The organism is Saccharophagus sp. K07 (assembly GCF_014336955.1).
GTDB lineage: Bacteria > Pseudomonadota > Gammaproteobacteria > Pseudomonadales > Cellvibrionaceae > UBA5868.
In genome coordinates this window covers 243,465-264,471 of the sequence record NZ_QRAI01000003.1, presented here as the reverse complement: position 1 = coordinate 264,471, position 21,007 = coordinate 243,465, and the positions used below count along the sequence as shown (strand labels likewise).

Annotated in this window: 20 protein-coding genes; 10 read left to right on the top strand and 10 right to left on the bottom strand. The window is 53.0% G+C overall.

Annotated features, from left to right (window positions below; translation table 11 throughout):
• Window positions 1-25 precede the first annotated feature (25 nt).
• Window positions 26-718 carry a TorF family putative porin gene (locus DWB84_RS10835; RefSeq protein ID WP_187409812.1) on the bottom strand — a complete coding sequence of 231 codons (693 nt, stop codon included), beginning with the start codon at window positions 716-718 and terminating at the stop codon, window positions 26-28.
• A gap of 398 nt (window positions 719-1,116) precedes the next feature.
• Here DWB84_RS10835 and DWB84_RS10830 point away from each other — a divergent pair, with 398 nt between their 5' ends.
• The 5 genes from DWB84_RS10830 to DWB84_RS10810 all read left to right on the top strand — a co-directional run bounded on the left by DWB84_RS10830 (window position 1,117) and on the right by DWB84_RS10810 (window position 5,087).
• Window positions 1,117-2,070: a porin gene (locus DWB84_RS10830; protein ID WP_187409811.1), complete on the top strand. Its 954-nt coding sequence runs from the start codon at window positions 1,117-1,119 to the stop codon at window positions 2,068-2,070.
• A gap of 82 nt (window positions 2,071-2,152) precedes the next feature.
• Entirely contained in the window at window positions 2,153-2,491 is a 339-nt protein-coding gene (gene glnK / locus DWB84_RS10825) for a P-II family nitrogen regulator (protein WP_187409810.1), read from the top strand.
• Window positions 2,492-2,540: 49 nt separating this feature from the next.
• A complete protein-coding gene (locus DWB84_RS10820; RefSeq protein ID WP_187409809.1) occupies window positions 2,541-3,806 on the top strand; it encodes an ammonium transporter in 1,266 nt (421 codons plus the stop codon).
• A gap of 212 nt (window positions 3,807-4,018) precedes the next feature.
• A complete protein-coding gene (gene glnK / locus DWB84_RS10815) occupies window positions 4,019-4,357 on the top strand; it encodes a P-II family nitrogen regulator (RefSeq protein ID WP_187409808.1) in 339 nt (112 codons plus the stop codon).
• Window positions 4,358-4,805: 448 nt separating this feature from the next.
• Window positions 4,806-5,087: a hypothetical protein gene (locus DWB84_RS10810; protein ID WP_187409807.1), complete on the top strand. Its 282-nt coding sequence runs from the start codon at window positions 4,806-4,808 to the stop codon at window positions 5,085-5,087.
• Between the two features lie 92 nt (window positions 5,088-5,179).
• Here the strand turns inward: DWB84_RS10810 and DWB84_RS10805 are convergent, their stop codons facing one another.
• The 5 genes from DWB84_RS10805 to DWB84_RS10790 are packed head-to-tail and all read right to left on the bottom strand — an operon-like array spanning window position 5,180 to window position 8,880.
• Complete coding sequence (locus DWB84_RS10805; protein WP_187409806.1) at window positions 5,180-5,854, bottom strand: DUF484 family protein; 675 nt, start codon at window positions 5,852-5,854, stop codon at window positions 5,180-5,182.
• Between the two features lie 11 nt (window positions 5,855-5,865).
• Complete coding sequence (gene dapF / locus DWB84_RS10800) at window positions 5,866-6,696, bottom strand: diaminopimelate epimerase (protein ID WP_187409805.1); 831 nt, start codon at window positions 6,694-6,696, stop codon at window positions 5,866-5,868.
• Window positions 6,697-6,701: 5 nt separating this feature from the next.
• Window positions 6,702-7,955, bottom strand: coding sequence for a diaminopimelate decarboxylase (lysA, locus tag DWB84_RS10795; RefSeq protein WP_187409804.1), 1,254 nt, complete (start codon window positions 7,953-7,955; stop codon window positions 6,702-6,704).
• 6 nt (window positions 7,956-7,961) lie between these two features.
• Entirely contained in the window at window positions 7,962-8,099 is a 138-nt protein-coding gene (locus tag DWB84_RS19375; RefSeq protein ID WP_222868135.1) for a lipoprotein, read from the bottom strand.
• Window positions 8,100-8,157: 58 nt separating this feature from the next.
• Window positions 8,158-8,880 (bottom strand): 3-deoxy-D-manno-octulosonic acid kinase, encoded by a 723-nt coding sequence (locus DWB84_RS10790; RefSeq protein ID WP_187409803.1) that lies wholly within the window; start codon window positions 8,878-8,880, stop codon window positions 8,158-8,160.
• 136 nt (window positions 8,881-9,016) lie between these two features.
• Between DWB84_RS10790 and DWB84_RS10785 the strand changes: the two genes are divergently transcribed.
• The 5 genes from DWB84_RS10785 to DWB84_RS10765 all read left to right on the top strand — a co-directional run bounded on the left by DWB84_RS10785 (window position 9,017) and on the right by DWB84_RS10765 (window position 15,123).
• Window positions 9,017-9,925: a glycosyltransferase family A protein gene (locus DWB84_RS10785; protein ID WP_187409802.1), complete on the top strand. Its 909-nt coding sequence runs from the start codon at window positions 9,017-9,019 to the stop codon at window positions 9,923-9,925.
• A 10-nt stretch (window positions 9,926-9,935) separates the two neighbouring features.
• Window positions 9,936-10,850, top strand: coding sequence for a glycosyltransferase (locus DWB84_RS10780; RefSeq protein WP_187409801.1), 915 nt, complete (start codon window positions 9,936-9,938; stop codon window positions 10,848-10,850).
• 2 nt (window positions 10,851-10,852) lie between these two features.
• Complete coding sequence (locus tag DWB84_RS10775; protein ID WP_187409800.1) at window positions 10,853-11,794, top strand: DUF6492 family protein; 942 nt, start codon at window positions 10,853-10,855, stop codon at window positions 11,792-11,794.
• Window positions 11,795-12,020: 226 nt separating this feature from the next.
• Window positions 12,021-14,399 (top strand): CotH kinase family protein, encoded by a 2,379-nt coding sequence (locus tag DWB84_RS10770; RefSeq protein WP_187409799.1) that lies wholly within the window; start codon window positions 12,021-12,023, stop codon window positions 14,397-14,399.
• Between the two features lie 250 nt (window positions 14,400-14,649).
• Complete coding sequence (locus DWB84_RS10765) at window positions 14,650-15,123, top strand: transposase (protein ID WP_222868134.1); 474 nt, start codon at window positions 14,650-14,652, stop codon at window positions 15,121-15,123.
• Window positions 15,124-15,235: 112 nt separating this feature from the next.
• Here DWB84_RS10765 and DWB84_RS10760 read toward each other — a convergent pair whose 3' ends face one another.
• The 4 genes from DWB84_RS10760 to DWB84_RS10745 all read right to left on the bottom strand — a co-directional run bounded on the left by DWB84_RS10760 (window position 15,236) and on the right by DWB84_RS10745 (window position 20,758).
• Entirely contained in the window at window positions 15,236-16,060 is an 825-nt protein-coding gene (locus DWB84_RS10760; protein ID WP_187409798.1) for a glycosyltransferase family 2 protein, read from the bottom strand.
• Between the two features lie 38 nt (window positions 16,061-16,098).
• A complete protein-coding gene (locus DWB84_RS10755) occupies window positions 16,099-17,004 on the bottom strand; it encodes a glycosyltransferase family A protein (RefSeq protein ID WP_187409797.1) in 906 nt (301 codons plus the stop codon).
• Window positions 17,005-17,077: 73 nt separating this feature from the next.
• On the bottom strand, window positions 17,078-17,788 hold the full coding sequence (locus DWB84_RS10750; protein ID WP_187409796.1) for a glycosyltransferase family 25 protein: 711 nt from the start codon (window positions 17,786-17,788) through the stop codon (window positions 17,078-17,080).
• A gap of 108 nt (window positions 17,789-17,896) precedes the next feature.
• Window positions 17,897-20,758, bottom strand: coding sequence for a class I adenylate cyclase (locus tag DWB84_RS10745; protein WP_187409795.1), 2,862 nt, complete (start codon window positions 20,756-20,758; stop codon window positions 17,897-17,899).
• Window positions 20,759-21,007 lie beyond the last annotated feature (249 nt).

Here is a 21,007-nt window from a genome sequence, read left to right as displayed (position 1 = left end):
TAACAGATATGGGGCAAAGAAGGGATTATTCGCCGATTGGAATGCCAAATGAGACAACGAACTTCAATTTGTCTTCAAATGGTGCATCGGCAATAAACTGGCTCAAGGTAAAGGACAGATTCTCGTTATAGGCGTAGGTCACATCCAGATGCACGGGAGAGCACTTGCGCTTGGTGGACCCTGCATCCACATGGCATTTCGCCACACCGCCGCCAGCCACATCTTCACTGTGCATACCGAGCAGAATAGAGAAGTCACCAAATGAGCCGCCGAGGGTGAAGTAGGTGTAATCGCCGCTGCTGTTAAGTTTGCCCACAGGGATATAGGCTCCAAAGGATACAGGGCCGTAGCCAAGAGAAATCACTGCATCGCTGTAATCGCCGAATTCGCTGTTGGCTCGTGTTGGATAGTTGTAGCTGATAGCCCCCAATCCGTACGAAAAATCCCCGACTTCTCCGTTGTAACCAGCGCTCAGCTCGTATTTAGAGCCTCTTGCTTCATCTCCGGATGTGCCCCAGATGCCGGAATAAAAGCCGTGGCTCTTGAAATCCAATGAGCCGGATATCGCAGGCGTTCCCTGTCCCAAATCCAGGCCGCGATACAGATAAGTGCTTGCGATGCCCGCGGATGCTGAGACTTCCGCGAATGCCGGAACTGAAGCTGCGGCGAATGTCGCGGCGGCAACTGCGCCAGCTACTGCTTTTTTTATAAATGTCATGAATGTTTCCTCCAGGGATACAACAAGTTTGGGGTGTAAATCCGGTCCTGCATAAAAGCGCGGTCGATTTGGCAGGCGCCAAGCCTACCCTTTTTTTCTGATTTCAAAAAATTTTATCGGGCATTTTTAAAAATTTATTCAGACAACGCCACCCCTTTTGCACAAAACCAGTGCATTTGGCTAAACCGTAGTGCATCAGGATGCCCCCCAAGGGAGCTTCGACGCTTTGGTACAACCACAAAAATATGACCAATTTTTAGTTAACTGCATGATTCAAAAGGAGAAACAAAAATTGGCTTAGAACCTGCTATCCCAGGCGAAGCTCAGCCATTCCGCGAATGGGTCACGGCTCAAAAACAACGAAATGACGTCTCTCTCATTACTTGGAGGAAACATCCATGAAGTTCCACAAAAAAACTCTCGCTACATCTGTCGCTGCAACTATGCTCGCGGTTGGTTCCGTTCCTGCGGCTTTTGCTGATATTGAATTGGGGGAAGGTTTAAGCGTTACTGGTTTCGTCGACATGTCATACCAATACATTGACGACGATGCAGAAGAAAGTACTACCAAGTCTTTTGGAATTGACCAAGTAGAAGTTGATTTTCTCTACACCGGCGCTAACGGTATTTCTGCGCGAGTCGATGTTGAATACGCGTCGGGTGGTGAATTTGCGGAAGACCGCACGTTCATCGAACAGGCTTATATCACCAAGCAAATCAACGATCAGTTCAGCGTCAAAGCCGGACGTTTCCTGAGCTATAGCGGCTGGGAGACAGAAGAACCCACCGGACTGTATCAATATAGCCCCACCGGATATGCCCCGTATTTTTACGGATATTACCAACAAGGTGTGTCTGCCTATTATGACGGCGGCGTAGTCGATTTCATGGTGTCGGTAGTTAACAGCGCAGTAGCGCCTGGCGAATACGACACTACAACTTTGGCAACGGAATTCGGTGTAGCAATTCAGCCGGTGGAAGGTCTCTCTGCCAAATTGTTTTACATCAGCGATGATGATAATGATCTGATCAACTTCTGGACCTCATACGAAGTTTCCAATTTCACGTTTGCCTTTGAATATAACCAAGCAGACTACGCCAACGATGACGAAGGTGACGGCTTCTTGTTGATGGCAAATTACGCGGTTGGCGATTTCGGTATCACTCTCCGTTACCACGATTATTCAATTGAAGACGCAGCTGGTAACACCCTTGAGGAAAATACCGGTATCACCATCTCGCCCAGCTATGCCTTGGGTGACAACCTGTTGCTGGTCGCTGAATACCGTATAGATGAATTCGGTGATGACGACAGAAATACTTTTGCCCTGGAATTGTTGTATTCCTTCTAATTGAGGGAGAAATAAATTCCGGATTTTGGTGCCACGTGTCGGTTGATAAAACCGACACTTTTACCTCAGAGAGGACAGTCCCATGAAATTGATAACGGCTGTAATTAAACCCTTCAAACTCGATGCCGTGCGCGAGGCACTTTCCGATATTGGCGTGCAAGGTATCACCGTAACGGAAGTAAAAGGTTTTGGTCGACAAAAAGGTCATACCGAACTTTATCGCGGAGCGGAATACGTTGTTGATTTTCTGCCGAAAACCAAATTGGAAGTTGCGGTGGCTGATAGTCAAGTGGATTCGGTGGTGGAAGCCATCAGCAAGGCTGCTCACAGCGGGAAAATTGGCGATGGAAAAATCTTTGTTTCAAATCTGGAACAGGTGATTCGCATTCGTACCGGCGAAGCCGGCGAAGACGCATTGTAAAAAAATTTAAATCTCACGCTTTATAGATACCACAGCCGGAGATACCGCTATGGAAAATACGATATTTGAATTGCAGTACGCCATGGATACTTTTTATTTCCTGGTGTGCGGCGCACTTGTTATGTGGATGGCCGCTGGCTTCGCCATGTTGGAAGCAGGGTTAGTCCGAGCAAAAAATACGACTGAAATTCTCACCAAAAACGTCGCGCTGTTTGCGATTGCATGCACCATGTACCTGATTTGTGGCTATCAAATCATGTACGACGGTGGCTGGTTCCTGGCAGGTATTGCGTTGGATGGAGCTGAGTCTGCTGAAGCATTGGCAGAAAGCGTTTATGGAGAATTCAAAGGTGAAGATGCAAACGCCTACTCCAACGCCTCTGACTTTTTCTTCCAAGTGGTGTTTGTGGCTACCGCCATGTCCATTACATCTGGAGCTGTTGCTGAGCGCATGAAACTCTGGTCATACCTGCTTTTCGCAGTATTTATGACTGGTTTCATCTATCCGATGGAAGGCAGCTGGACTTGGGGTGGTAAAGAGGTATTTGGTCTCTATTCACTGAATTATGTCGACTACGCCGGATCGGGCATTGTGCACTTGGCTGGTGCAGCTGCAGCCTTGGCTGGTGTGTTGATCTTGGGTCCCCGCAAAGGAAAATACGGCCCCAATGGCGCAATCAACGCAATTCCGGGTGCAAACCTGCCATTGGCTACCTTGGGTACCTTTATTCTGTGGTTAGGTTGGTTCGGATTTAACGGTGGTTCGACCCTGTCTCTGGATTCCATCAGCGCTGCCAACGAAGTTGCTGTTGTGTTCGTCAACACTAATGCTGCTGCATGCGGCGGCTTGATTGCGGCACTCATCTTTGCACGCTTGCTGTTCGGTAAAGCCGACTTGACTATGGCGCTCAACGGCGCGCTGGCAGGATTGGTTTCCATCACTGCTGAGCCTGCAGATCCAACACCTCTGGTTGCCACCATCATCGGTGCGGTCGGTGGTTTGATCGTTGTCGCCAGCATCCTGTTGCTCGACAAATTGAAAATTGACGATCCAGTCGGTGCGATTTCTGTTCACGGTTCGGCTGGCCTGTGGGGTGTATTCGCAGTCCTGATCTCCGATGCAGAAGCAACCTTTGTAGGTCAGCTGGTTGGCGTAGTGACTATCGCCGTCTGGATGTTCGTAGCTTCTCTGGTCGTCTGGCTGATCATCAAAGCCATCATTGGTGTTCGAGTCTCCGAAGAGGACGAATTCTCCGGTGTCGACATTTCCGAATGTGGTATGGAAGCCTATCCGGAGTTTACCTCGAACAAATAGTTTTAATCTGCACTCCGTTAGCATCTTATGCCCCGGTCATTTTGACCGGGGTTTTTTTATTTAAGGGTGGTTGACGTTTTGTGCGGTCATTGCGGTGAGGTAACGCTCAGCGGTGGTCAATTAACCTTGGGAGTGGTATACATTGCCCCTAATTTTGGAATTCAAACGGGGCGCAGCCCCTGGCTTGTTCATTTAATATCGGGAAATAAAACATGAAACTCATCACTGCAGTAATCAAGCCCTTCCGTTTGGATGACGTGCGCAACGCACTTTCGGATGTGGGTGTACAGGGCATGACTGTCACGGAGGTTAAGGGTTTTGGTCGCCAGAAGGGCCACACTGAGCTCTATCGTGGTGCAGAGTATGTGGTGGATTTTTTGCCGAAAGTGAAGCTTGAGATGGCGGTTGCTGATGACATGGTGGATCAGGCGGTTGAAGCCATCACCAAAGCGGCCAAAACAGGCAAAATTGGCGACGGCAAAATTTTTATCCAAAATCTGACCGAAGTTATTCGTATCCGCACCGGTGAAACAGGGCCGGATGCCGTCTAACGCCGTACCGCTCACGAATTTTTCAGCCACCCGCTTTGGGTGGCGGAATTGTCTTGTTCCGTTAATCTCTTTTCTGTAAATTCCCGCCCGCAAACTATCCACCGGACGCTGCCCAAACCAGCTTGCTTGCATGTGCTAAATTTATCCTGCGGGGTATGTTTATAGAGAGGGTTCTTTTGCCGGTTTCGCCGACATTTGAACGGGTTTCCACAAGTTTTTGCCGTGCTCTTTTTAAATAACCGAACAGCTACTAAGCTTGGCTGTCTAGAACAAAAAATACTAAGAAAAAGCGACATTAATGATGACGGCAAAATTGGCCTGGACTATAAATATCCATACTACCCGCATTCTTAGGGGTATTCCGGCAGCATTGGCGAGGCTTCGCCTGCGGAAAACTCGGGGGTTCCGGTGATAGTTCCTTGCAAGTTACAGAAAACGTGAGGATGTTATGAGCGACGAACACGATATCGAAGAAAACGAAGAAGAAATTGAAGCCGAAGCCGAAGAACTGGCTGAAGATGACGACGTTGGTGCCTTCACCGCTGCCGCTCCAACAGGTGATTATCCTGTCGAGGAGTCCGTAGTCGCACGTGAGGCTCTGCGCCAACAGATCCAGAGCGACGTGGAAGCGTTTCTCGCCCGTGGTGGCGTGATTCACGAGATTCCACCTAATGTTGTCTCGGATCCTCCGCGCAAGCCGCAAAGCAACTACGGCGGACAGCCCATCTAAGAGCGTTCAACAAAACAGAATTTCCAGCTAAACCCGGCCTTTGTGCCGGGTTTTTGCGTTTGGGCTGAGCAGAAATAAAATCGCGTGGGCAATTAGGGGAGATGTTTGGGGATAAGCCGGTCCAGCACATCGGCAATATGGGTTAAAAACAGCGTTCCCATGCCGGCTTGATAATATTTCGGGTCCGTGTGACCGATTGCCAGCACGCCCAAGAGCTGATTGGTATAGAGCGGAACCATTGCGGCAGAACCAACGCGGGCGTGATCGCGGTCGAACAAAAAGGCGATTTCTTCCCGGTTAAGGCCACCGCCGACCGCCCGGCTGGTTTTGAGATGGCGGCCGATAACCATCTTGGCCTCATCTTCAGTCGCGATGCGGACATTGCAGGGTTGCGGCGGTTTGCGAAAGAGGATGAGGCGGGTAAAGGGAATACCGAACTCTTTATCAAAGCTGTAGTAGAGCGCGTCGACTATATCGCCCAGTTCATTGCACTCCAGTAGCGCCAGCACAAGACGCTTGCTGCGTTCGAATAGGCGGTCGTTTTGGCGGGCATTGTCCAGCAGTTGGTTCAGGCGGTGACGCAGTTCGGTATTGCGTTCGCGCAGAGCGGAAACCTGCTTTTCGATCAGCGAGATGGCTCGACCGGTGGGGTGATATAAGCGCAGGTCCCGCAGCACGTCCTCGTGCCGGTCAAAAAAGTCCGGGTTTTGAGCCAGATAGTCGGCGATGATTTGTTCGCTGGGAAAGTGATCGTCAGAGTTGCTCATCGCCGGGTCCGTCAAATATTGATTTGCCCGTGGAATACGGTGGTGGCCGGACCCGTCATCAGCACGGGGTGGCCCTCGCCATCCCATTGGATCGTAAGATCGCCGCCGGGAAGGTGAACTTTTACTTTGTTTTCAAGCAGGTTGCGCAGTCTGCCGGCGACCACCGCCGCGCAGGCGCCAGTGCCGCAAGCCAGAGTTTCGCCAGCGCCGCGTTCAAACACGCGCACACGAATCTCATTGCGACTGATCGGTTGCATAAAGCCCGCATTGACCTTTTTGGGAAACGCCGGGTGTTTTTCCACTTCCGCGCCGATCGTGCGCACATCAAACGTCTCTACATCATCCACCACAGTCACAGCATGGGGATTGCCCATGGACACGGCGGAGATTTCCAAGGTGCGATCGGCCAAAGGCAGGGAATAGGTGGTAGAGCGCTGTGGTGCCTGGAAGGGGATTTCCTGCGGCTCCAGACGCGGCACGCCCATATCCACGGTGACGCGATTGTCCGGCAGTACTTTCAGGATCAACAGACCGCCGGCAGTTTCCGCACGAATAATGCGTTTACCGGTGAGTTTGCGCTGGCGGACGAACACGGCAAAACAGCGGGCGCCATTGCCGCAGTTTTCCACTTCGCTGCCGTCGTGATTGAAAATGCGATAACGAAAATCCGAATCGGGTGAATGAGGTGGCTCCACCAATAAAACCTGGTCGCAACCAATGCCGAAATTGCGATCCGAGATTTTGCGGACGCGCTCGGGCGTCATAGTGATTTTTTGGCTGATGGCATCGATCATGACAAAGTCATTGCCGAGGCCATGCATCTTGGTGAAGCGAATTTTCATGCCGCTCAACCTTGATCCGGAACTATGGATTCCAAAGCGAGCAGATCACTGATGGTTTCGCGTCGGCGGACCAGATGGGTGCGAGTGCCGTCCACCATCACTTCGGCTGCTCTGCCGCGGGTGTTGTAATTCGAGCTCATAACAAAACCATAGGCGCCGCTCGATTTCATTGCCAGCAGGTCGCCTTCTTTCAAGGCCAAACTGCGGTCTTTACCGATGAAATCGCCGGTTTCACACACTGGGCCGACGATATCCCAGGTGCGTGTTTCGCCGTCGTGAGGGGCGACCGGAACTATGTCCTGCCACGCCTGATACAGCGACGGGCGAATGATGTCGTTCATGGCCGCATCGACGATCGCGAAATTTTTGTGCGCAGTGGGTTTAAGGTACAGCACGCGGGTCAGCAATACACCGGCGTTGGCGACAATGGAACGGCCGGGTTCGAACATCAATGCGAGCGGACGATCGCCAATTTTTTCTTTGACGGCTTTAAGGTACTCCGCCGGAGTGGGCGGGGTTTCCTGACGATAGGTAACGCCCAAGCCACCACCCAAATCCAGGTGGTGGATAGAAATGCCGATGTCGGCAAGTTGGTCGATCAACAGCAGAACGCGGTCGAGGGCGTCGAGGAACGGAGTCAGGCTGGTCAATTGTGAGCCAATATGGCAGTCGACGCCTTTGATATGAATGCCCGGCAACTGGGCGGCGCGGCGGTAGACGGATACCGCTTCATTGATATCGATACCGAATTTGTTTTCGCGCAGACCGGTGGAGATGTAAGGGTGGGTTTGCGCATCCACATCCGGGTTTACCCGCAGGGAGATGTGGGCGACTTTGTCTTGTGCGGTAGCCACTTGAGACAGCAGCTCAAGTTCGCTGGCTGATTCCACGTTGAAACAGGCAACGCCAACTTCGAGAGCGCGCGCCATTTCTTCCGCTTTTTTGCCGACGCCGGAGAAAACCACTCGGGAAGGATCGCCGCCCGCTTGCAGAACGCGTTCAAGTTCACCGACCGAGACAATATCGAAACCTGCGCCCAGGCGCGCCAATACGTTGAGCACGCCGAGGTTGGAGTTGGCTTTTACCGCAAAGCAAACCATGCCCGGATGTTGTCCGAGGGCGTTGGCGTAAGCGAGATAAGCCTCGGTAATCGCCGCGCGGCTGTAGACATAAGTGGGAGTGCCGTATTGAGCGGCTATGTCTTGGAGACTGACGTCTTCCATAAACAACTGATCTTGGCGATTCTGCAAAACGGACATACAAACCTACTGTTGTTGGGTAGCGGAGGCGGGCGCTTCGATAGTGTCGGCTGGCTGCTGCGACTGAGGCAACGTCAACGACCCTTTCTGACCGCAAGCCAGAAGAAAAAAGCTCAATAAGCTGATGACGCCAAACCTTGCCACAGGAACTCCGCGCTGGACCTGACCAAAACGCCGAAGTATACGGTGGGCAGCGGCCGTGTCACAACTTTTGTGACGCTTGTCTATAGGCGTTCAGCACCAGTTGCCAGGAATTGTCGTGCCAATGGAAAGGGGAGTGGCGCGCCTGCAGTTTGCGCAGCGAGCGCAGCAGGCGGTCGAGATTGTTTTGCTGCCAAGTCGCGGCAGGTTCGCGGATTTCGCCGCGATCAAAATCGAGCAGAAAAAATTGCCCCTGCTCGTTGAGCAGAATGTTATTGGCATTGAGATCGGCGTGGTAAACGCCGTGCTGGTGGAAACACGCGAGTAGTTTTCCAAGATCACTCCACTGCGCATCCGATAGCGGGTGGTTTTGCAGGGTTTGCGCCAGGGTTTTGCTGGCGGGAATCAATTGCGTGATCAGATCGCCGCGGTAGAGAAAGGGGCCGGTTTTACAGCAGCGCGCGGCTATGGGGGTGGGCACTGGTAGATCGAGTTCGCGCAGACGCAGCAATAAACGAAATTCCCGCCACATGCGGGTGTTCTGCACCTCACTGCCGAAATACAAATCGCGGATAAAGTGCCGAACAAAACCGCCGCGCTGGTAATGGCGCAACACCAAATCCATGTCGCCATGACGGAATAGAATCACGGTGCCGCGACCGAGAGTGTTGTGGTTATCGGCGGTGGGCGTGAATATCTCCGGTATTGCCTGGGGCAAAGCCTGCAGATTCCAGAAGTAGATCGTGGAGTCCTGCTCCGTCTGGGTGGGGGATTGCTCAGCCATATGTGTGAGTGACGGTCAGTGCAGGGATGGATTCGCCGCCGCAGAGGTGGGCGCTCGGATTGAGGGGCGAATTTTACTTGGGTATCATGCCCGCCTCAACTTATCTGGCCTGCGGGCGACGATCGAGCAAATCCTCATGACGCAATACACAGTGCCGCCGGATCGCTGGTACGACCCATTGGTGGGGCGATTTTTGCGTTTCGCCGCCGGTGGTTGGGTACCCGCCAGCTGGTTTCTGCCCAAGATTCCTGCCGAAAGCGAACGCGCGGCCAAAACCGGCACCCTCCATATCGAAATCGTCAGCCACTGCTGGAAATATGCGCACTTTCTGATTTATCAGCTGAGTTCGCTGGTGCGTTTTCCGCCGCAGAAAGCGCACGTCACTATGACGGTGTATTACTGCAGGGAAGACACCACCACGGTCGCACTGCTGAACTATTTTGGCTCTCTGCAAGTACCCAATGTCACCTGGAACTGGCGCGAGCTGCCGCGCCAGGCGCTGTTCCGCCGCGCGATCGGGCGCAATGAGGCGGCGCTCAATACCAAAGCCGACTGGATCTGGTTCACCGACTGCGATCTGATGTTCCGCGAGGATTGCCTCGACCGCTTGGCGGACGTTCTGCAGGGGCGTAAAGATGTATTGGTCTATCCGCGCATTGAGCGCTGTACGTCGCTGCTCAGCAATGAAGATCCCATGCTCGCAATAGACTGGAACAATTTGCAGGTGGTGGATGTAGATACCACCCAGTTCGAAGAATTTGTCCGCACCCGCGCCACAGGCCCACTGCAAATTACCCACGCTGATGTCGCGCGCGCCTGCGGTTACTGCGACAGTCTTTCCTATTACCAGCGCCCCTCGGAAACTTGGTGCAAAGCCTACGAAGATCGCGCTTTCCGCTGGCTGCTGCGCACTCAAGGTGTGCCGCTGGAAATTCCGGGTGTCTACCGCATTCGCCACGTATTTAAAGGCCGCTATACCGGCAGCGCGATTAACACGGGTGTGCGCAGTTGGATTCGCCGCACTGTCGCGCGTATCAAAGGGTGAGTGGCGCACTATGAGCGCCCTGCATTTTTGGGTCTTTTCCTACAATCGCGCTGAATTTCTCAGCAACTGCGTCGCCTCGATCGAGCTCTGTGCGCCCGGCCGGCCGATTCATATTTTTGATGATCACAGCTCGGACCCGGAAACTCGCGCGGTCCTCGCCGAACTCGCCCTGCGCCACCAGGTTGTCTATCCCACGCCGCAAGCGCACGAGCAGACCAAACATGGCGGTCTCTACGCCAATATGCAGGCGGCTTATGAGCAGAGCGGCGCGGACGATATTGTGTGTTTTCTGCAGGACGACACCCAGTTGGTCCGGCCTCTGTCCGCTGAGGACGTGCAGGCTATCGAGACCTTTTTTGCCAGCCAGGCCAAACCCTGTTTGTTGCAGCCCGCGTTTATGCGCGGCTGCAACAAAAAGAAAGACTTTGCGCGCACCCGCTACGACGCGACCCACAGGGTTTACTACGTCGACCGTTTGAGCAACAGTGCGGGTGCTTTCTATTCCGATATCTGCCTGTTCCGCGTGCGCGATTTGCGCGCGGTGGGTTGGCGCTTTGTGACCCGCGAGGCGGGCAACGAAACCCAGGCGCGGGAGCTCTTGGCGCAAATGGCGTACTGGCGCGATCCTTTCGCGGCGTGGTTACCGAATGTGCCGGCGTTTCGCGGCAAACAGCAGACCTTGGCGCTGCGCCTTGCACAAAAACGCCGCCGCAGCGGTTTTTATCCAGTGAAAATTATGTCCGCTGAGGACAACCGCTGTTTTCTTGAGCGGCCTCATAATGCCGTGCCTTATGCAGAAGATTTTTTACAGTTGCAGCAAGGTCGTGTAAGTGAACCGTGGATTTATTACCCCTTACAGGGCAGTTCCTGGTTTAAGACGTTAAACAGCATCGAGTTGAAATGGCGTAAATGGCGAGGGAAGTGATCATGGATGAGAACACACCGTTTGTTTTTCTTACGGTGACCTGGGCAGCGGATCGCACACATTTTTCGTTGCTGCACCAATCCCTTGCGCAGTCGCGCTTCGCCCACATTCCCCATCACGTGGTGGTGCATCATGAAGACTTGGCACTCTTCCGCGAATTCCCCGACATTATTCTGCACTCCACTGCCGACATTCTGCCGCCAAAGGTCGAACAGCGACGCCGTGAGGCCCTGGTCTGGCAATCGCGCCTGGGCCGTCGCGGCACTGTGGTGAGCGGCAGCCTGACGCGCTATACGGGCTGGCCCCGCTGGGTGCGCTATACCGGTTGGCACACCCAGCAGATCACCAAATTGGCATTTGTTGCGGCAAGTCCGGTGGATACTGTGGTCGTTCTGGATTCCGATGTGATCGTCACACCAAGTGCGGCAATCGAGGATTTCGTCTGCCCCGGTAAAATTGTGTGTTATCAGGATCTGCGCTCAGCCGACGGACTCAGAGGCAAGGTTTTCCACTGGCAAGAATCTGCCCACCAACTGTTTGGCGAGCGCTTTTCCGCCAGCGAGTACGACGGCTATTACGACACGCCATTCGTTATGCATGCACCGAGCGTCCGGGCGATGCTCGCGTCCTTGGAAAACCGCTATCAGAAGCCCTGGTGGCAGGTGCTGCTGCAACAGCCGCCCCGGCGCTGGTCGGAGTTCGGCACCTACAAATACTTCTTGCGGCATTGCCAGAACCAGTCGGTGGATTGGCGGAATGCGGACATCATGGGCTATCTGTTCGATGCCAGTGATATCGCTCAGCTGACCGACAAATTCACCCGCATGTTGCGTGATCGGCAACAACACTACATCACCATTCACTCGCAGAGCAGCGGCCGTCAGCTGTGGACGGCTGAAGCATACGTGGACGCGGTCCGGGAAATCCTCCGCAACAACGTCTGACAAAACCCTCTTATCTATCCAGTCCCAGATACGGGTTCCTCTCCCATCCCGCATTTTTTTAACGGGTTCTTTGTTCGCGTTTCCGAAGCATGAAGCTGAGCACAGATAAGTCCTATATATGGGTGTTATTTTCCCAAATAGCGTCTAAGCCATGGTGACAGTGGGCTCTCGATAGAAGCGGCGCTATTCGATAACAAGTCCTTAACGGACATCCATAGGGGTGGTTATGCAACGATATTGCACCATTTTGGCGACTCTGGCGTTGACGGGGTTGCTTTCGGCATGTGGGAGCCCGGACGATACGTCGAGTTCTTCCGGTTCCTTGTCTTCAAGTTCATCCTCATCTTCCAGCTCGGGTAATCCAGGTTCCGGCGCCGCAGATCTGGTGGTTTCGGAAGTGGTCGCCAAATCCGCCGACAACAACTATTTGGCTGGCAACGACTGGATCGAAATTTTTAACGCCGGTTCTGTAGCGGCCAATCTGTCTGAATATGCGCTGGCGGATGACTCCAGTCCGCAGATTCAGCTACCCAGCATTACCTTGGGGCCGCAGCAGTACATAGTGATTGCCGCGGCGGACAAAGACGATCCCAATCCACCAAGCCCATCGGTGCCTTTCAAATTAGGCGGCGCTGATTTGGTGAGTTTGTATTGGAAGGGTGAGCTGATCAGCAGTTTGTCCTGGCAGGATGGTCAGGCGCCCGAAGGCAAGAGCTATGGCTTGTACGACGGCAGACCGCAGACCTTGGATCCTACCCCTGGCGCGCCCAACAAGCTCCCGATCACCACAGGTCCTGTTCGTGGCAACCCGACCGGCAACTCGCCGCTGCGCATCAGCGAAGTGGTGGCGCAGTCTGATCGACCCGCTTTCCACGACTCTGCCGACTGGATTGAACTGGTTAATACGGGATCCGCAGCGATTAACCTGGGCGACTTCTCTCTAGCGGACAATCAAAGCCCGCTGGAAAAACTGCCGGCTCGAACGCTGCAGCCCGGTGAGCGCGTGGTGATTGTCGCGGGCGCTACCACCAATGACGGCACGCCTTATGTCAGCTTCGGTCTAGGACGGGAAGATTCGGTTTCCCTGTTCCGCGGCGAGGAAGAGGTCGACTATGTGATTTGGGGCCGCGATTACAGTAAAAATGGCCGCAGCTACGGTCGCCTGACCAATAACAGCACCACCTTCCAGGAGCTGTACCCGACGCCTGGATACGAAAACGTTGCCTATGTGCTGTTTGACCGCACCAAGGTCTTCACTGCAAAAGTCGATATTTCGCCTTCCACCTGGCAATCCATAGTGAATGCGCGACAAGAGGTGTATTACCCGGCGAACTTCGAACTCAATGGCGCGAAAATTGAGAACGTCGGTTTCCGCATCAAAGGGCAGGGGTCATTGATGTCCGTTCCCCAAAACTCCAAACGTTTTGGTTTTAAAGTCGATATGAATCGTTATGTCGACCAGAAATTCATGGGCATGAAAATGCTCGTATTCAACCAAAGCTTCTCCGACCCGACATTCATGCGCGATCTGCTCGCCTATGACCTGATGCGCGATGCGGGCGTGCCTGCGCCGGAAATTTCCTACGTGGATTTGTATGTGGCGGGTGAACACCTCGGCTTGTATCAAATGATCGAGATGATCGACACCGAATTCCTGGAAAAACATTTCCCGGAAGATGAAGACGATCAAGGCGATTTGCACAAGGGCGAGCTGCTCCAGCGCTTAACTTTGAATGGCAATTCCTATTCGAACTATCGCCAGGGCTTGCCGTTGAAAAACAACTCATCGACCGTGGGTACCCCGCAGGAAGGCGCTGCGCTGGTGAAATTCATCCAGGACATCAACAGCGGCAACGCGGATCTGGCGCGCTCACGGGTGGATATAGATCTCACCATCAAATATCTTGCCGCATTGGTGCTGACCGGCAACCTCGACAGCCCCAATGGCGCGACGGCGAATAACTTCTATCTGTACGAACGCCGCAGCAAAAACACCTTCACCTATCTGCCCTGGGACTTCAATTTAGGTTTTGGTCTGTGGGGCAACGGCGCTGCGCCCAACCTGGGCGGTGGCGGCGGCTTCGGTGGTGGTTTCGGAGGTTTTGGCGGCGGATTTGGTGGAGGATTCGGCGGTGGTTTTGGCGGCTTCGGCGGCACCACTCAAAGTTCTTGCCGCATCACCAACCACGTGATCGACAATCCGGTGCACGATGCCAATCCGACGCGCCCGATGCTGGATGTGATCTTGAAAGATTCGACATTGCGCGAGCGCTATCACGCGGAACTGCGCCGCCTGATCGAAAACTTCTACAACCCGCAGGTGATGCGTACCAAGATTGAAAGTATCGCGACTTTGATCGACACCTACGTGCGCAACGACCCGACCAAATTCTTTACCTATGAAGAATTCCGTCAGGCGCTCGATCAAGGTCTGCCCGCCAATAGCAATATCAGCGGTGGCCGCGGTGCGGGCATTTATGGCCCGGATCCAGGTTTGCTGAAATTCATTACTGAAAAATCCAGCAATATCCTGAGCCAGTTGAATGGTCAACTGCCCTCGTCCAATGGGGGTGGCACTGCGGGATCCTGTCCTCCGGGAACCTGATTTTTGCAGCACAAAAAGCCGGCATTTGCCGGCTTTTTTTATTTCTGATGTTCACCTGAGCGAAATATTGCCTCACAGGGGGTAACGAGGCCTGCGCTCTGAATAAGGTTTATTCCCAGTGTGACAGGATTTGGGTGAGGGATAATGGAAATGGATCCGTTTTATTTAGTGGGGCGTGCACCGATCTGTTTGATATACGGCCCTCACCTGTGCAACCGGAACATAGGTAACAACTCATCTGGGAATCGCCGTGCATCGTACGAAGCCGGGTACACCCACTCAAAACGCCCGGCATGAGCGTATGCACGGCTCACTGAATCAGGCGATAGGTGATCAGCTGCGAGGTTCCAGCTTGAGCCGACAACAAGCAATGCTGGAGTCGTTTCGACACGAATACAATTCCGAGCGCAGCCATGAAGCCTTGGGAAGAAAAACGCCAGCCAGCGTCTACCAGCCATCAAGGCGAGCTTACTCACCTGTTTTAAAGCCAATTGAATATGACGCAGACCAGAAGGTCCGCAGCATTCGCCAAAACGGTGAAATTAAATGGGGCGGCAAGTTGATCTACATCAGCGAGCTACTCGCTTTCAACCATGTAGGCATGAGAGAAATTGATAATGACCGAGTGGAAGTGAGATACAGCTTCCACCTACTTGGTCATATCAACTTAAAAACTTCGCGACTGGAAACTGCATGCGAGTGGCATGCAGGGGAAAAGGTGTAACCCATGTTCCCGGTTTAAAGTGTTACCTATGTTCCGGTTGCACAGGTGAGGGCGTATGTGGGCGTGTTCGGACGCAGGGCAAATCAGTTCGTATGATTGGAGGGCTGAGAATTCAGTCTTTATCGCCCAACTGGCGAATACCAAACTCGGTAGTGGTGACTTTGTTTTTCTCATTGGCAATACGCAATTCCCGGTTGGCTTTTACACGTTCAGGATCGATGTAGCCACGGCTGTGATCCAGGTGAATCACAATGGCATTAAAGCGGACGTGTTTGGGTTTGATGCCGGAATTAATGAGGCGCACGCCAAATTCGCGATCTTCTCCACCCCAGGGCATACGTTCGTCAAAACCGTTCACCTTAAGCGCATCCGCTTTCCATACCGAAGCGTTGGAGCCTTTCAGATTGCATTTGGTGGTAGTTAGATGATTGAACACTTTTGCCCAGCTGGGATTTAGGCCGATTTTATAGCTCTTGCGCCAGAAGCTGAGACCGTGCTCGCGCAGCCAGGAGACACTGAAGCAGCGACCGCTGAAAATATCGTCCTTGGTAATGGCTTTGCTGGTTGACATAGGCAGCTTGAAATAACCACCTGAAAGGTAATGTCCGGGGCGCGCTTCTTCCGCGTGAACCTGAAGAAAGTCGCGCCGCGGAATACAGTCGCCGTCGGTGAACACCAGATAATCGTAACGCGCCTGGGTTATCGCCTTATTTAGAATTCGACATTTGCGAAAGCCTTTGTCCTGCTGCCAGACGTGGCGGATATCCAAACCCGTTTCCACACGCATGCGATTTAGTAACTCTACGGTGCGCTGATCGGAGCCGTCATCGGCAATGATGATTTCAAAATCCTGAAATGTCTGGCAGCTGTAGCCCCACAGTACTTTCTCCAGCCATTCGGGAGAGTTGTAGGTGGAAATAATGACGGAGAGCTGCATGAAGTGGCCTTTTGTCTCAGATCGAAGACGCGATCGAATTATTTAAAAGCTTTCCGTAAAAAATTTTCCAATTTATCCAGTTTGCGCAAAACGCGGGAGCGTTTGAGCGGGTGGAAAATCCACGGCTTGCGCAGCACTGGATCAGTTTCCAGGTAATCTTCGGCGATGGGCACTTGCGACGCGGGCCGGTTTTTCAATTTTTCGACGTCCGCATCGGTCATATAACGGAATTTATACAAGCCCGACTGATTGAGCTTTTCTGCAATTTGAAATGCTAGGGTTTTCTTTTTATTGCGGTATGCCGGTGCATTGGGAAGCTGCATGGCGACTGGCGCGTATAGATATCCCATCTCGTGGAATTTATCTTTCGCCTGCAGTTCATTTTGATATTCGCCCGGAATAAAACGCCAATCCACTTCTCTCAGTCTTTGTCGGGTTGTAATTGAAATGTCGGAGTAATAAACGCCTGCGACTTCGATGCGACTGCGGTGATGGCAAATATAAACACCGAGTTCAGGGTGGTAGATAAAGCGATCCAGGGTGCGCTGTTTGGTAATGCGCTTTTGGAAAACCGGCGCTAAAAAACCTGCCCGAGGATTTTGCGCGAAATAATTGTTGATAAATTCCAAATCGTTTTCAGTGATTTTGCGAATCAGCTGAGCATCGTCCTGGATGAAAAAAATCAGTTCATCATCGCTGACGGAATCAATGGCGCGCTGCATATTGGTATAAAGCGCGCCGTGCTGGTCCTTCGATTTTTTATCTCCCATGGAGCGCACTTCGTGCCGCTTGGCGATATCTGCCAGAATTTCCCGGGTTTCCGGATCGTTGCTGTCGTCATCGTAAATAATGAGCGTGGAATTGGCAGGTGCGCAGTGCTCGATGGACTCGACGCAGTTTTTCAGCAGGGGTCCACGATTGTAAGAGAAGAGAAAAAAAATCAAGTTGGCCTCATGATAGCAATACGGCTAAATATGAAGGCGCTGATTGTAGGGATGTGCCCCGCGCAACTCAAGATCACGCGATGCGCGTACTCAGGCGCTTTCTCACCCACCGGCGCCAGTAAAAGCGTTTGAAAAAGCGCAAGCGGTCAATGACTTTATGCCGCTCACACGACAGGTTGGACTTGAGTTTGGTTTCCTCCGGGTGCTGCACCAACATGGGGACGCATACGCGTGCGCCAATCTCTGTAATGTCACCCGGCCAATCTGCGGTGTGGTCGATGGGACGGGAGTGCTGCAGTAGATACTCGGCACCTCGCCGCGATACAACATAGGCGGCAGTCATCCAGCAGGGCAGTAACAGGCGGTAGGTTTTGAAATGGCCGAACAGCGGACGTTCCGAAAAGCGCCACACATAACTGAAGCGATGGTTTAGCAGAAGCAGGTCGTAGCGGGTATAGGCTTCGCTTGATATTAGCCGCAAGAGGTTTTGGTCTACCTGAACGTCGTCTTCCAGGATCAAAGCGTAGGGATGACCTTCAGATAAAATTCTTTCGTAGATTAAAGCGTGAGAAATGGCGCAAGCGGCTTCGCCATTTCCCAATCTTCTGCCGAGGCGAGCAGCGGCTTTTACAAAATCGACCCGCCTGTAATATTCCTCCGGCAGTCCATTGCGGCCGTCCACGGCATTAAAAATCTCGAAATCCAAACCGAGGGCACGCAATTGCGCGACTAAGCGCGCGCGCCTCTCCGTGTCGCTTGCCAAACTCAGGACGTAAATTTTCATTGCAAAACTATGCACAGCATGTGACTACGCACCCTCCCTTTTCTTCCGGGCGCCACCAGGAAACGCCGCGGATTTTAGCAGAGCTGCGGAGCGAATTTGTAAGAATATTTAAAGGAGAGTGCGGGACGCAGCGAGTAATTGGCGCTCTAAATCGATTTTGGCGCGGAGATAATGACTAACCTGCAATTCTCTCTTGGAACTGAGCTGTTCGCGGCAGGCGTCGAGATCTAAATCGCTGATCAAGTAATTATCGCTTTCACCAAGATGGTGCAATAAATATTGTGCCGCTGCATAAAAAACGTCGTGTTTAAACTGCTCCCATGCGAATAGCTGTTGTTCGCAATAAAGGTCGTATTCAAATTGGCCTTGATCGTTACAGACAACCCGTGCCCGCAGATCGAGTCGTCCTGGTTGGGGTGGGATAAGTCTGGGAATCACTGACCAATGGCGTCCCGGTTCTTGGTGCAGTTCATAAAATTCGATTGGGTGAACACCAAAATCCACGTTGAGAGCTTTGGTGCAGCGTCGCAGTGCTTTGCGAAAAAAAACATGCAAGTTACTCAACAGATCGCGTGCAGATGCATTTTCTGCCATGAACTGCACCAGCGAGCCGCGTTCGTCGGATACATAAATATCGATAAAACCTTGTTGGCGTTGGAAGAACACTTGGATCGCATTGCCGGAAACGCGCCGCGCAAGCGCTTTTAATGGGTGATCATGCAAAGCGGCGCTGTCGACCACTATCGGGCTGTAACGGCTTTGACCTTCACCGAGGTATTGCATTAACTGCGCAGGATCTTTGTGGTTGAGCACAACCAGTTTGGCGCCCTGAAATTGCAAGCTGTAATAACGCGGGCCAAGACAGAACACGTAACGGGCGGTAGGTGGCTTGCCGCCGTAATAACAGGCACACACGTCGTGAAACCAATGGCGGACTCTATGGGCGATTAAAGCGGTTTGGGTGGTACCCAGGCAGTCGATTTCCCACTTTGGTGGTGACTGGTGAGTTCCAGGTAGGCACAGGGCGACGTAGGCGTGGAGCGCCTGGATCAAAGCATTGCTGCCTTCGAAACGCTCGCAGGTGATCTCCTGCCAGGAGTTGCGCACGACCAGATCGACACTGGCAACCAGATTTTCTTCCAGCGCGCCATAACATAGGGGGTCGCTGTTGCTGCTCAGGCGATGCACGTGAGTACCATAGGGCGACGGTGTTTCCGCGGCGACGTTCAGGAGCAACAACACATGGGTCGGAGCTGCGGGACGTTTAAAGGCGTCGCGGCTCGGCGCTGCCATGGGTAACGGCAGCCATTGGCGCAGGCGCACAAGCGTGCGGCGTAATTGGCTCTCTCTGGCGGAAGGAGCTCGGCTGGCATCCAGGCGCACATGTCCAGCCGCAATACCGTTCAGGTAACTCCAGAACAGAAGTTCCACCGGACTTTGACTTTGCCGCAGCAATACCTGTTGTTCGCCTTCCCAGGCGTGAAGCTGCCAGACGGGTGGTTCGTTTTCCGCGCGCTGCTCGACCAGAGCCAGCGCGGGTTCACTCAGATCTTTGGATATTCCTGGATTGATCCAATCCAGTTTGCCGGGGCGGCGTTCAAAGGAAGCCTGAAGTTTACGTCCGAGTTCATTTAATTCATCGGCTGAAATCGCGCGTGCTGCGCGACTGCGCTGGGCGAAGTCGAGCAGCATGCCATAGCTGCTATTAAGAGCTTGCACCAGCTGGTTGCGCTCTTCCTTTACCCGCAGGGTCTTCCATTCGCCGCGTTGATCGAGCATGCGCATATAGTCGGGGGTCCAGCCCCAGTCCGCGACCAAGGTTTCCATTAATTCATGTTGCCAGGATTTGTTGCGCGGCGTGGACGCGCGGGAAAGCGGCTTGTTGACTTTGAAGTACAGACACCGGCGTACAAGATCCAGCCGGTTCATATCCCCCAGCTGGGTCAAATAGCGTTCGATACGCCGGTAAATCAAAACGTAGGGGTCGAGCTCATTGATATGCAGATCCCCTTGATACAAATGCTGTTTGTATTCCAGCGCGAGGGGCGTGATGTTGGGGTAGTCGTGAACGTAGGATTCCAACAGCAATAATTTGAGCACCGATTTGTAGGGCGACGAGATCGCTTTATACAGCTGCCAGATACCGGCGCCGATGAACTCACCATCTGGAATTGGCGCAACCGGGCCGAAGTCGATCACCGAGTTGGGGCGGATAAACCGTTTGTTGACCAGCTCGTGGGATTCCGCGTTGTAGTCGACTTCATGCGATGCCGGCACGAACCACCAGAGAGGATGGCGTCCGGCAATATGCAGGGCGGTGCGATAAAACTCGTCCAACAGCAACAAGCGCTGGGCGCTGCCGCTGGATTCCGAGTCCAGGCAAGCCAGCTGACCGGCACGGAATGCCTCGCAGTCCATCAAAAAGATATGTACATCCAGGCGTAAGGTTTTTGCCCATTTACTGATGCGCTGACATTTTTGCTCCAGCTCCGCCAATGCCGTGCGGGACAGGCCGGGGCGGTGGCACAGCCAAATGTCGAAATCGCTGTGGCTGCTTTGCGCCAGCGTTCCAACGCTGCCCATCATAAAAATGGACCAGATATCCTCACCTGAGTACTGACTACTCAGGAAAAAGCTGCGCGCTATGGCTTTGCCATAATGAATATCACTTCTTCCGGGTTTAAATCCGCTGATTCCAGCAGGCGTATTGTGGCTGACGAAGCCGGGCAACATGGGGTGGTTGCAATGAAACAGGAGGGGCAAAGCGCCCAGAAAAACGTCTTGCTGGTGGTCGAGTGCAATACGCGTGCGCCGCAGACGATCGTGATTGATTTGCAGAAATCGCTTGCGCACCGAAGCAGGGCTTTGGCGTTCTACGTCATGCTCCATTGAGCCATTGCGTCCTGTATGCGTTGCAGGGGAATCATGGCCCACAGAAGTATTGCGTTCCACCGCTTGGTGAAATGACATAGGGGTCGCTCGATTTCGTCAGGGATTCTGTGCGCGGCAGGCCGCACTCGAAACACGTGAACGTATCTGGTTTTGTGAACACGTCCAGGTTTGATAGTAGCAGTGGGTCACGAGCCGTGCCGTGGCTTAGGCAGGCATAGGAGAAACTGATCTAGAGGTCTGGCGATTAATAACACACATCGATTGCCTATTGACTTTAGTTAACAATCGATTTGATCAAAATTAACGCAATGCTAAACAAGACCAATC

Bases quoted from the DNA above. Each gene is read 5' to 3' on its own strand.
- DWB84_RS10835 (WP_187409812.1), bottom strand. From the start codon at position 718: ATGACATTTATAAAAAAAGCAGTAGCTGGCGCAGTTGCCGCCGCGACA.
- DWB84_RS10830 (WP_187409811.1), top strand. From the start codon at position 1,117: ATGAAGTTCCACAAAAAAACTCTCGCTACATCTGTCGCTGCAACTATG.
- glnK (WP_187409810.1), top strand. From the start codon at position 2,153: ATGAAATTGATAACGGCTGTAATTAAACCCTTCAAACTCGATGCCGTG.
- DWB84_RS10820 (WP_187409809.1), top strand. From the start codon at position 2,541: ATGGAAAATACGATATTTGAATTGCAGTACGCCATGGATACTTTTTAT.
- glnK (WP_187409808.1), top strand. From the start codon at position 4,019: ATGAAACTCATCACTGCAGTAATCAAGCCCTTCCGTTTGGATGACGTG.
- DWB84_RS10810 (WP_187409807.1), top strand. From the start codon at position 4,806: ATGAGCGACGAACACGATATCGAAGAAAACGAAGAAGAAATTGAAGCC.
- DWB84_RS10805 (WP_187409806.1), bottom strand. From the start codon at position 5,854: ATGAGCAACTCTGACGATCACTTTCCCAGCGAACAAATCATCGCCGAC.
- dapF (WP_187409805.1), bottom strand. From the start codon at position 6,696: ATGAAAATTCGCTTCACCAAGATGCATGGCCTCGGCAATGACTTTGTC.
- lysA (WP_187409804.1), bottom strand. From the start codon at position 7,955: ATGTCCGTTTTGCAGAATCGCCAAGATCAGTTGTTTATGGAAGACGTC.
- DWB84_RS10790 (WP_187409803.1), bottom strand. From the start codon at position 8,880: ATGGCTGAGCAATCCCCCACCCAGACGGAGCAGGACTCCACGATCTAC.
- DWB84_RS10785 (WP_187409802.1), top strand. From the start codon at position 9,017: ATGACGCAATACACAGTGCCGCCGGATCGCTGGTACGACCCATTGGTG.
- DWB84_RS10780 (WP_187409801.1), top strand. From the start codon at position 9,936: ATGAGCGCCCTGCATTTTTGGGTCTTTTCCTACAATCGCGCTGAATTT.
- DWB84_RS10775 (WP_187409800.1), top strand. From the start codon at position 10,853: ATGGATGAGAACACACCGTTTGTTTTTCTTACGGTGACCTGGGCAGCG.
- DWB84_RS10770 (WP_187409799.1), top strand. From the start codon at position 12,021: ATGCAACGATATTGCACCATTTTGGCGACTCTGGCGTTGACGGGGTTG.
- DWB84_RS10760 (WP_187409798.1), bottom strand. From the start codon at position 16,060: ATGCAGCTCTCCGTCATTATTTCCACCTACAACTCTCCCGAATGGCTG.
- DWB84_RS10750 (WP_187409796.1), bottom strand. From the start codon at position 17,788: ATGAAAATTTACGTCCTGAGTTTGGCAAGCGACACGGAGAGGCGCGCG.
- DWB84_RS10745 (WP_187409795.1), bottom strand. From the start codon at position 20,758: ATGTCATTTCACCAAGCGGTGGAACGCAATACTTCTGTGGGCCATGAT.